9 protein-coding genes are annotated in these 11,334 nt (G+C 67.8%); 6 read left to right on the top strand and 3 right to left on the bottom strand.

The window, feature by feature from the left end; translation table 11 throughout:
• Positions 1–7 precede the first annotated feature (7 nt).
• Genes QZH52_RS03465 through QZH52_RS03455 form a run of 3 tightly spaced genes read left to right on the top strand, consistent with a single transcriptional unit; the run spans position 8 to position 3,338 of the window.
• Entirely contained in the window at positions 8–226 is a 219-nt protein-coding gene (locus tag QZH52_RS03465; RefSeq protein ID WP_301803809.1) for a DUF350 domain-containing protein, read from the top strand.
• Between the two features lie 11 nt (positions 227–237).
• Entirely contained in the window at positions 238–1,770 is a 1,533-nt protein-coding gene (locus QZH52_RS03460; protein WP_301803805.1) for a polyamine aminopropyltransferase, read from the top strand.
• Positions 1,767–3,338, top strand: a complete 1,572-nt coding sequence (locus tag QZH52_RS03455) for an FAD-dependent oxidoreductase (RefSeq protein ID WP_301803801.1) — start codon at positions 1,767–1,769, stop codon at positions 3,336–3,338. The genes QZH52_RS03460 and QZH52_RS03455 overlap by 4 nt, the downstream gene beginning before the upstream one ends.
• A 21-nt stretch (positions 3,339–3,359) precedes the next feature.
• Here QZH52_RS03455 and QZH52_RS03450 read toward each other — a convergent pair whose 3' ends face one another.
• Positions 3,360–4,745 carry an aminopeptidase P N-terminal domain-containing protein gene (locus QZH52_RS03450; protein WP_301803798.1) on the bottom strand — a complete coding sequence of 462 codons (1,386 nt, stop codon included), beginning with the start codon at positions 4,743–4,745 and terminating at the stop codon, positions 3,360–3,362.
• Positions 4,746–4,881: 136 nt separating this feature from the next.
• Between QZH52_RS03450 and QZH52_RS03445 the strand changes: the two genes are divergently transcribed.
• Positions 4,882–6,888 (top strand): hypothetical protein, encoded by a 2,007-nt coding sequence (locus QZH52_RS03445; protein WP_301803795.1) that lies wholly within the window; start codon positions 4,882–4,884, stop codon positions 6,886–6,888.
• Between the two features lie 44 nt (positions 6,889–6,932).
• Here QZH52_RS03445 and QZH52_RS03440 read toward each other — a convergent pair whose 3' ends face one another.
• Together QZH52_RS03440 and QZH52_RS03435 are read right to left on the bottom strand one after the other, a co-directional pair.
• Complete coding sequence (locus QZH52_RS03440; protein ID WP_301804610.1) at positions 6,933–7,637, bottom strand: nucleotidyltransferase family protein; 705 nt, start codon at positions 7,635–7,637, stop codon at positions 6,933–6,935.
• Positions 7,638–7,651: 14 nt separating this feature from the next.
• Entirely contained in the window at positions 7,652–8,041 is a 390-nt protein-coding gene (locus QZH52_RS03435) for an S-adenosylmethionine decarboxylase family protein (RefSeq protein ID WP_301803792.1), read from the bottom strand.
• Positions 8,042–8,228: 187 nt separating this feature from the next.
• On the opposite strand from QZH52_RS03435, the gene tkt reads away from it, so the two are divergent.
• A complete protein-coding gene (gene tkt / locus QZH52_RS03430) occupies positions 8,229–10,280 on the top strand; it encodes a transketolase (protein ID WP_301803789.1) in 2,052 nt (683 codons plus the stop codon).
• Between the two features lie 41 nt (positions 10,281–10,321).
• Positions 10,322–11,323, top strand: coding sequence for a type I glyceraldehyde-3-phosphate dehydrogenase (gene gap / locus QZH52_RS03425; protein WP_286510944.1), 1,002 nt, complete (start codon positions 10,322–10,324; stop codon positions 11,321–11,323).
• Positions 11,324–11,334 lie beyond the last annotated feature (11 nt).

Here is an 11,334-nt window from a genome sequence, read left to right as displayed (position 1 = left end):
TCTCATCATGGGAATTGAATGGTTGAAGCCGGCCGTGATCTTCGGATCGCTGATCTATGCGGTGATCGGCCTGGCGGTCTTCTGGCTGGCCTTCCTGCTGATCGACAAGCTCACGCCCTATGACCTGTGGCAGGAGATCGTCGAGAAGCAGAACATGGCGCTCGGGCTGGTGGTGGCCGCGATGAGCCTCGGCATCTGCATCATCGTCGCCGCGGCGATCCATTGAGGGAGACGGCCTTGTCGGCGCTGCCCGTCGAGCGGGCAGGACCGCGGCCGGTCGAGATCGCGCTGCTCGCCAGCGTCTTCGTGGTCGCGGCCTGCGGGCTGGTGTACGAACTCAGTGCCGCGGCATTGAGTTCGTACCTGCTCGGCGATTCGGTGCTTCAGTTCAGCACCATCATCGGCACCTACCTGTTCGCGATGGGCGTCGGCTCCTGGCTGTCGCGCTACTTCGAGCGCCAGTTGCCGGCGCACTTCCTGCGGATCGAGCTCATGGTGGCGCTGGTTGGCGGTGCCCTGCCGGCGCTGCTGTTCATCGCCAACGCCTACGTGCCGGGCGCCTTCCGGCTGCTGCTCTACGGCTTGGTGCTGGTGGTCGGCACGCTGGTCGGGCTCGAGATCCCGCTGGTGATGCGGATCCTGCGGCGCAATGTGGCGCTCAAGGACCTGGTGTCGCAGGTCCTGACCTTCGACTACCTGGGCGCGCTGGCGGTGTCGATCGCCTTCCCGCTGCTGCTGGTGCCGCAGCTCGGCATGATCCGCACCGGGCTGCTGTTCGGATTCATGAATGCGGCGGTGGCGGTCTGGGCGCTCTGGCTGTTCCGGCACGAGTTGCGCCGCGTCGGCGCCCATGCGCTGGCCTGCACGCTGGCGCTCGCCGCACTGGCGGTGGCATTCGCCTTTGCGGACCGCATCACGACGCTGGCCGAGGACAAGTTCTACCAGGACCGCATCGTCTTCAGCGAGAGTTCGCCCTACCAGCGCATCGTGGTCACGCGCGGGGCCGCCGGGCATCGGCTGTTCCTGAACGGCAACCTGCAGTTCGCCGAGCGCGACGAGTACCGTTATCACGAGGCGCTGGTGCATCCTGTGATGGCGGCGCACGGCGCGCCGCGCAAGGTGGCGGTGCTGGGCGGCGGCGACGGCATGGCGGTGCGCGAGATCCTCAAGTACCCCTCGGTCGAGAGCGTGACCTTGGTGGAACTCGATCCGAACATGACCCGGCTGTTCTGCGATCACGAGACGCTGGCGGCGCTCAACGGCCATTCGCTGGCGTCGCCGAAGCTGAAGATCGTCAACACAGATGCCTTCCAGTGGCTGCAGCAGCCCGGCGAGGTCTTCGATGTCATCGTGGTCGACTTTCCCGATCCGACCAACTTCGCGATCGGCAAGCTCTACACCAGTTCGTTCTATGCGCTGCTCGACCAGCGGCTGGCTGCGAGCGGCTATGCGGTCGTCCAGACCACCTCGCCGCTGGTGGCGCGCAAGAGCTTCTGGACCGTGGCGACCACCATCGAGTCGGTCGGCCTGACCGCGACGCCGTACCACGTGCACGTGCCGAGCTTCGGCGAATGGGGCTACATCGTCGCCAGCCGGCGGCCGTTCCGGATGCCCGACGCATTGCCCGAGGGGCTGCGCTTCCTGTCGGTGGCGACCTTGCCCCTGCTGTTCGACTTTCCGCGCGACATGGCGCGGGTTCCGACCGAGGTGAACCGGCTCTCCAACCAGATCCTCGTGACGACCTATGAGCACGAGTGGGGCACGCGATGAGGCGGCGCGCGTTCCTGGGCGCGGCCGCCGCGGCGGCGACACTCGCCGGCTGCGAGCCGGCGCCCGCCATCGAGGGCGGTTTCACGGGCATCGACGTCGGGCGCGGCCACGCGCTGCGCGACGGCGCGCTGGGTGCGCAGGCTACGCCCGATGCCACCCGGCGAACCCGTGTCGTGATCGCGGGCGGCGGCGTGGCGGGTCTGGCGGCGGCGCGGGCCCTGCGCCTGGCGGGGATCGAGGAGTTCGCGCTGCTCGAACTCGAGGACACGGCCGGCGGCAACAGCCGCGCCGGCGAACTGCAGGGCATCGCCTGCCCGCTCGGCGCGCATTACCTGCCGTTGCCCGGCGACCAGGCCCCCGAAGTGCAGGACCTGCTCGAGGAGTTCGGCCTGCGCCGGCGCGTGGCCGGCCGCTGGACCTACGACGAGCGGCATCTCTGCCACAGCCCGCAGGAGCGCCTGTTCTTTCAAGGCAGCTGGCAGGACGGCTTGCTGCCGACGCAGGGCGTGGGCACCGGCACGCTGGAGGCCTACCGTCGTTTTGCTGCCCGCGTGGACGCGATGCGGCGCGAGGCGCGATTTTCGATCCCGACCTTGCGCTCCGAACTTGCGCCCGCCCTGCTGGCGCTGGACGCGCTGCCCTTCGAGACCTGGCTGGTGCGCGAGGGCTTCGCCGATGCGCACCTGCGCTGGTACCTCGACTACTGCTGCCGCGACGACTACGGCGCCGGCCTGGCCCACGTGTCGGCCTGGGCCGGCATTCACTATTTCGCCAGCCGGCACGGCTTCCATGCGCCCGGCGAGGACTACGGCGAGCGCGAGGCGGTGCTGACCTGGCCCGAAGGCAACGCCTGGCTGGCCCGGCGGCTCGCGCAGCCGCTCGGCGACCGGCTCCGGACCGGGCAGGTCGTGACCCGCATCGAGGAGACGCGCCATGGGGTCGAAGTCGATGCGGTCGATGTCGCCAACGGCTCGCGGGTGCGCTGGCAGGCCGAGCGCTGCATCGTGGCGCTGCCGGCGTTCATCGCCGCCCGGGTGGTGGAAGCTGCGCCCGAGCGCTTGCGGCAGGCGGCGGCGACCTTGCGCTACGCGCCCTGGCTGGTGGCCAACGTGCATTTGCGCGCGGCGCTCGCCGATCGGCCGGGCGCGGCGCCCTCGTGGGACAACGTGGTTCACGGCAGCTCAGGGCTCGGCTATGTCGATGCGGGGCACCAGGCGCTCGACCCGACGCCGCGGGCCACGGTGCTGACCTGGTACCGACCGCTCGGCCCGAGCCGCTGGGATGGGCCCGACGCCCGGCGCCAGCTGCTGGAGCGACCCTGGAGCGCCTGGCGCGACGAACTGCTGGCCGAGCTGTCGCTGCCGCATCCGGACATCGCCGCACTGGCGACCCGGATCGACATCACGCGCCATGGCCACGCGATGGCGATCCCGGCGCCCGGCTGGCTGGCGCGCATGGGCGCGCCGGCGCGCGTGCAGGCCGGCCGGCTGGCCTTCGCCCATGCCGACTGGTCGGGCTACTCGATCTTCGAGGAGGCTTTCACGCGCGGCCACCTCGCGGCGGCTTGACGGGCTCCGGGGGCCCGCGCATCAGCCGCGCATCAGCGCCTCGATCTCGTCGGCCTTGACCGGCACGCCGCGCGAAATCAGTTCACAGCCGGTTTCGGTGACGATGGCATCGTCCTCGATGCGGATGCCGATGTTGTGGAACTGTTCCGGCACGCCCTCCGCCGCCCGCACGTAGATGCCGGGCTCGATGGTCAGCACCATGCCCGGATGCAGGATGCGGCTGGGCCGGTTCTGGATCAGTTCATTGGACAGCGGGTCCCGGCGCTCGCTCACTTCGCCGACCTGGGTCGGCTCGATGTAGCTGCCGCAATCGTGCACGTCCATTCCCAGCCAGTGGCCGGTGCGGTGCATGTAGTAGGCGAAGTAGGCCCGCTTCTCGATCACGTCGTCGACTCCGCCCACCTTGTCGGCGTCGAGCAGCCCGAGGTCCAGCATGCCCTGTGACAGCACCCGCACGGTGGCCTCGTGCGGGTCGGTGAAGCGCTGGCCGGCCCGGGTCGCCGCGACGGCGGCGTCCTGGCTGGCGAGCACCAGGTCGTACAGGGCGCGCTGCGGGCCGGTGAAGCGGCCGTTGGCCGGGAAAGTGCGGGTGATGTCGCTGGCGTAGCCGTCCAGTTCGCAGCCGGCGTCGATGAGCACCAGTTCGCCGTCGCGCACCGGCGCCGCATCGGCGCGGTAGTGCAGCACGCAGGCGTTGGCGCCGGCGGCGACGATCGAGCCGTAGGCCGGGTACTGCGAGCCGCCGAGGCGGAACTCGTGCAGCAGCTCGGCGTCGAGGTGGTATTCGCGCACTTCCCGGCCCTCGCGCAACATGCGCGCCGACAACTGCATGGCGCGGACATGGGCCCGGGCACTGATCTGGGCGGCGCGGCGCATGGTGTCCTGTTCGGTCGCGTCCTTGACGAGCCGCATCTCGTCCAGCGGGCCGCAGAGGTCGCGCTGCTCATCGGGACAGAGCGCGCCGTAGCGTACCCGGGCTCGCACCGACGACAGCCACCCGTCGACCCGCGTTTCTAGGCCCTTGTGGGTCGCGAACGGGTACCAGACGACGCTCTTGTTCTCGAGCAGGCGCGGCAGGCGGGCATCGAGTTCCTCGATCGAATAGGCCTCGTCTACCCCCAGCGCCGCCGGTGCCGCTTCCGGGCCGAGCCGATAGCCGTCCCAGATTTCGCGCTCCAGGTCCTTCGGGGCGCAGAACAGGGTCGAGCGCCCGTCGCCTGCGATCACTAGCCAGGCATTGGGCTCGGTGAAGCCGGTCAGGTAATAGAAGTAGCTGTCGTGCCGGTACAGGAAGTCGCTGTCCCGGTTGCGCTGCCGCTCCGGCGCCGTCGGGATGATGGCGATCCCGTCTTTTCCTATATTAGAAGAAAGTAGTAATCGGCGTTGGACTTGATAATTAGCGGTCATAAGGTCACCATGCGCTACTGATGTAACAGCTGTAGGAAGAGGCTGAAAACATCAAGAAAAGAAATGCAAGAAGGGTTGCCCTGTAGGACCACTCCCACGTACAAACCACCAACTTGTCATTTTGGAGGTGTTTTTCTTGAAAGTTCTACACAACAGCGCGATTTTGCTCGCAGTAGCTGCAACCGCGCTGGTGGGGTGCGGTGGAGGCGGTGGCGGTGGTGGCGGCGGGAGCATCGCCGCATTGGGCGCTGGCAGCGCTGGCGCAACGACGCCGGCGACGGCGACGGCAGCGGCGGCCACCACGGCCACCGGCAGCGGCAGCCCCCTCGCGACGGGCCCCGCCGTGGCGAACGACATTGTCGACAGCTCGCAAGCGATCTCCGCATCCGCATATCGCGACATGGCGAGCAAGCTGAGCAAGGACGCCGGCATCGCCTACCGCTATGGCTCCGGGGATACGGCGGTCGACAACACCGGCATTCCGACGCTCTACGCGCACGATCCGGCCAATCCGCTCAACGTCCCGGGTCGCGGCTTGTTGCCCGGCACGTGGCAGGTTGGCGGACCCTTGTCGTCCGACGCGGGCCTTTATTCCACCAGTTCGGCCAACTTGACGTACGTTGCCGACAATCCGGCGCTTCGCATGGGCGTCACCGACCTGCAGGTGACCGGCTACCAGTACAACACCTTTGCTCAGACCCCCCAGCTCAGCTGGACCGCGGGTGGCACCGCCGGCGGCAAGATCGACAGCATCAACGCCGTGACCTACAAGCAGGCCGGCATCGTCAGCGGCGACCCGGTGGCGATCGGACGCTGCGAAGGCCAGACCGGCTTTTGCAACCAGTCGCTGGTGGCCTACCAGAACGGCGTGATCGGCACTGCCGGCAACAACACCGCCAACAACAAGACGACGACCAAGCTGCCTGCCAACAAGGTGCCGACCAGCATCGCCATCACCAACGACAACGAGTTCGCGCTGGTGACGGTGTGGGACACGACCGCGCTCAAGGGCCAGGTCGCGGTGGTTGCGCTGGCCGGCCTGTGCAATGGCTGCGATCCGTACTCGAGCTCGGGCATCTACAACTGGTGGGAAGAGTGGGCGGCCGCCTACCCAGGCCTGTTCAACCGGGGCAACATCGCCTTCATGAAGATCCTGGGCTACGTCGACCTGCCGGGGATGACGGCGCCGACCGAGATCGCCGTCACGACCGGCCTGAACCAATGGGCCACGCTGGACCAGAACACCGCCCTCGGGATCGGCTGGAACACGCCGCTGACCAGCCAGACCAACCGCCAACGCTTCCTGAGCGGCGGCAGCTACTACAACAGCTACGCCAAGGGCGGCATGGCGGTGGTGATTTCCAAGTCGGAGCAGAAGGTGGCCTTCATCGACCTGAAGCCGTTGTTCACCTACGTCAACAGCGTCTACTTCAGCGGCGACCAGGCGACCTTCAACACACGGATGGCGAGCCTGGGGCAGGCGGACAACCAGTGGCCCTACACCTTCACGCAGCAGCCTTCGCAGGTTCCGACGGTGGTGAAGACGGTGTCGCTGGCGCAGCGGCCCACCGCGGTGAAGACCAGCGTGTTCGGTGGTGCGAGCCGGGCCTGGGTCGCGACGCAGGACGGCACGTTGCACATCTACAGCCTGGACGGCTACGCCAACGGCGGCTCGGCGCCGGCACCGGCGGCGAACGCCCTGACGGAGGTGGGCACGGTGACGGGCATCGGCCGCAATCCGACCTCGATCTCCAACTCCAAGGGCGAGCCGAGCGGCAACACGCAGACCCAGGTGCTGGTGAATTCGCGCACCGACCGCAAGGTCTCGTGGGTGCGCTTCGCGAGCAACGGCAACAGCGGCAGCATCGTGCGAACGCTGCAGGACACGCGCCTGGTCGACCCGATCGCGATCGAGGACGCGGACAACTTCGCCACCATGGGCTACGTCGTGAGCGTGGCCGACTATGCCGGCAAGGCGTTGCGCAACTACCGCTACGGCCCGATCATCTTCACCGACGGCAAGGCCTGCCCGAACGCCAGCAGCTGCCCCGTGACGCCCACGGGCAACGTGGCGATCGAGTACGGTGGTGCGATGGCCTACGAGGGCAAGCCCTTCCAGGTGAAGACCAGCAACGTGCCCTGATCGGCACAGCCTGGCCCATCGGCCAACGCCAAAGACGGCCCGCCTCAAGCGGGCCGTTTTTCCTTGTTCAGCGCGGCGAGGCGCTCCGGTGTTCCGACATCGGTCCAGGGCCCGTCATAGAGTTCGGCGCTGATGGCGCCCGCCGCCATGCCGGCCCGCAACAGCGGCGCCAACGCCGCCTTCGCGCCGCCGGGGTTGCCCGGCGGTATCGCGCAGAACGGCGGCGCGAACAGGCCGCTCCGGTACAGCGCAATGGTCGAGAAGGTGTGCTTCTGCGCCGCATCCGACAAGGCGCTGCCGTCGGCGCCGATGCCGAAATCCCCGTTGGGGTTGTGCCCCGGATTCGCGACCAGCCACAGGTGCGCGAGCCGGCCGCTGGCGGCAAAGCGCTCGACCGCCTGGCGGGTGAAGGCGAAGTCCGGGGCGAACACGTCGCCGGCCACCACCCAGAAGACATCGCCGAGCATCGGCAGCGCCCGCACGATACCGCCTGCGGTCTCGAGCGCGCCGCCGAAGTCGCGCCCTTCGTGCGAGTAGCGCAGCGTCGAGCCGCTGTGCCGGGCACCGAAACGTGCTTCGATCTGCTCGCCCAGCCAGGCTGTGTTGACGACCACGTCGCTGAAGCCACCGGCGGCGAGCGCTTCGAGCGGCCACTGCATCAGCGGCCGGCCCTGCACCTCGAGCAGCGGCTTGGGCGCCTGGTCGGTCAGCGGCCGCATGCGCTCGCCGCGCCCGGCAGCCAGGATCATCGCCTTGAAGGTGCTCATGCAGCGACCGCGCCGATCTGCCCGCGCAACAGGCTGTGCCGCTCGGCGCGCCCGGGCAGGAACAGCGCTTCGAGCGCCGCCATCAGCCCCTGGGCCTTGGTCGAGTGATCGGCGCCGAAATTGCAGACATAGACATCGATCGTCACGCCGCGCTGCTCCGGCCAGGTATGGACGCACAGGTGCGACTCGGCCAGCAGCACGGCGGCCGTCACACCACCGACGCCTCGCGGCGTCGACGGGAAGGCATGGAACAGCCGCCCGACGACTTGCAGGCCGGCGGCTTCCGCGCGCGCGACGCAGGCCGCGCCGAGGGTGTCGGCATCGACCAGCCAGCGCGGATCGCAGCGGCAATCGAGGAGGTCGGCAGTAAGGTGAAGACCTTTCATGGACCGGCACTCTAGCTGAATGTGGCCCCCACGCTCCCCCACTGCGTGTGGGTCGCTGCTCCCCAAGGGGGCCGCAGGCCGCCTTGGGGCGGCCCGGCGCCGGCCTGTTCCAGCCCATTCCGGGCCCGCCCCACCCCGCCCGTTAAAATACCCGGTTCCCCCCAACCTGCCCCCCAGAAAGCCACAGATGGCCAACCAAGCCTTGATGGCCAACGCGATCCGCGCGTTGGCAATGGATGCCGTTCAACTCGCCAACTCGGGGCATCCCGGTGCACCGATGGGCATGGCCGACATGGCGGTTGCGCTGTGGGGCGATCATCTGAGGCACAACCCGGTCAACCCGCAGTGGTTCGACCGCGACCGCTTCGTGCTGTCGAACGGCCACGCCTCGATGCTGATCTACTCGGTGCTGCACCTCACCGGCTATGCGCTTCCGGTCGAGGAACTCAAGCGTTTCCGCCAGCTGCACAGCAAGACCGCCGGCCATCCCGAGACCGGTATCACGCCGGGCGTCGAGACCACCACCGGGCCGCTTGGCCAGGGCATCACCAACGCGGTCGGCTTCGCGCTGGCCGAGAAGCTGCTTGCCGCCGAGTTCAACCGCAAGGGCCACGAGATCGTCGACCACCACACCTACGCCTTCCTCGGCGACGGCTGCCTCATGGAAGGCATCAGCCACGAGGCCGCCGCACTGGCCGGCGCCTGGAAGCTGGGCAAGCTGATCGCGCTCTACGACGACAACGGCATCTCTATCGACGGCCAGGTCAAGCCCTGGTTCATCGACAACACCGAAGAGCGCTTCAAGGCCTATGGCTGGCATGTGATCGGGCCGATCGACGGCCACGACGCCAAGGACGTGTCGAAGGCCATCGAGAGGGCGAAGAAGAACGCCGACCGGCCGACGCTGATCATCTGCAAGACCCAGATCGGCAAGGGCAGCCCGAACCGCGCCAACACCGCCAAGGCGCACGGCGAGCCGCTGGGCGCCGACGAGATCGGCCTGACCCGCAGCGCGCTGCAGTGGTCGCACGCGCCCTTCGAACTGCCGTCCGCGGTCTACGAGGAATGGGACGCCAAGGCCGCCGGCGCCAGGAATGAAGCCGCCTGGAACGACAAGTTCGAGGCCTATGCCAAGGAGTTCCCGGACCTGGCCGCCGAGTTCACCCGGCGCATGAAGGGCGAGCTGCCGAAGAACTTCCACCAGACCGCCTTCGACACCGTCGTGGCGGCCCACACCAAGGCCGAGACCGTGGCTTCGCGCAAGGCCTCGCAGCTGGCGCTCGAATCCTTCACGGCCGCGCTGCCCGAGCTGCTCGGCGGCAGCGCCGACCTGACCGGCTCGAACCTCACCAACACCAAGAGCACGCCGAGCCTGCGCTTCGACAGCCATGGCGCCGTGGTCCGCAGCGAAGGCAACGAGCAGATCCCCGACGGCTCGATCGGACGCCACATCAACTACGGCGTGCGCGAGTTCGGCATGGCGGCCATCATGAACGGCGTCGCACTGCATGGCGGCTTCATTCCCTATGGCGGCACCTTCCTGACATTCAGCGACTACAGCCGCAACGCGATCCGCATGGCGGCCCTGATGAAGCAGCGCGTGATCCATGTCTTCACGCACGATTCGATCGGTCTCGGGGAAGACGGTCCGACCCACCAGTCGATCGAGCACGCGGCCTCGCTGCGGCTGATCCCCAACCTCGATGTCTGGCGCCCCGGCGACACCGCCGAAACGGCCGTGGCCTGGGCCATCGCGCTGCAGAACGCCGACCGCCCGACGGCGCTGCTGCTGTCGCGCCAGAACCTGCCCTATTCGCCCAAGAAGGACCTGAGCGACATCAGCAAGGGCGCCTACGTGCTGTCCGAGCCTGAAGACGTGGGCCTCAAGAACAAGAAGCTCAAGGCGGTCATCATCGCCACCGGCTCCGAGGTGCAGCTGGCGCTGCGCGCCCAGGAGCTGCTGGCGGCGAAGAAGATCGGCGTGCGCGTCGTCTCGATGCCCTCCACCACCACCTTCGACCGCCAGGACGTGGCCTACAAGAAGAGCGTGCTACCCAAGGGCACGCCGCGCATCGCCGTCGAGATGGGCTGCACCGACGGCTGGTGGAAGTACGGCGTCGCAGCGGTCGTCGGCATCGACACCTACGGCGAGTCGGCACCCGCCGGCGTGCTGTTCAAGCATTTCGGTTTCACGGCAGAGAACGTCGCTGCCACGGTCGAGGCGGCGCTCGCGCGCTGACATCGGTCGCCCCAGTTTTCAACCTCCAGGAGCAGAAAGACATGACTATCAAACTCGGCATCAACGGTTTCGGTCGGATCGGGCGCAACGTGCTTCGCGCGGCGGTGCAGAACTTCAAGCACGACATCGAAGTGGTCGCGATCAACGACCTGCTCGAGCCCGACTACCTGGCCTACATGCTCCAGTACGACTCGGTGCATGGCCGCTTCCAGGGCGAAGTCACGGTCGAGGGCAACACGCTCGTGGTCAACGGCAAGAAGATCCGCCTGACGCAGGAACGCGATCCGTCCAAGCTCAACTGGAGCGATGTCGGCGCCGACATCGTGCTCGAATCGACCGGCCTGTTCCTGACCAAGGACACGGCCCAGAAGCACATCGACGCGGGCGCGAAGAAGGTGCTGCTGTCGGCCCCCAGCAAGGACGACACGCCGATGTTCGTCTACGGCGTCAACGACAAGAAGTACGCCGGCGAAGCCATCATCAGCAACGCCAGTTGCACCACCAACTGCCTGGCGCCGCTGGCCAAGGTGCTGAACGACAAGTGGGGCATCAAGCGCGGCCTGATGACCACCGTGCACGCCGCTACCGCGACCCAGAAGACGGTCGACGGCCCGAGCAACAAGGACTGGCGCGGCGGCCGCGGCATCCTCGAGAACATCATCCCGTCGAGCACCGGCGCGGCCAAGGCCGTGGGCGTGGTCATTCCCGAGCTCAACAAGAAGCTCACGGGCATGAGCTTCCGCGTGCCGACCTCCGACGTCTCGGTGGTCGACCTCACGGTCGAACTGGTCAAGGACGCCACCTACCAGGAAATCTGTGCCGAGATGAAGGCCCAGAGCGAAGGCGCCATGAAGGGCGTGCTCGGCTACACCGAGGACAAGGTCGTCGCCACGGACTTCCGCGGCGACCCGCGCACCTCGATCTTCGACGCCGATGCCGGCATCGCGCTCGACGGCACCTTCGTCAAGCTGGTGAGCTGGTATGACAACGAATGGGGCTACTCGAACAAGTGCCTGGAGATGGTCCGGGTGATGGCCAAGTAAGGCTGCGCCGG

The organism is Variovorax ginsengisoli (assembly GCF_030486595.1).
In the GTDB taxonomy this organism is placed as follows: Bacteria; Pseudomonadota; Gammaproteobacteria; order Burkholderiales; family Burkholderiaceae_C; genus Variovorax; species Variovorax ginsengisoli_B.
The sequence above is the reverse complement of the archived record's forward strand: the minus strand, read 5'-3'. Positions and strand labels throughout refer to the sequence as shown.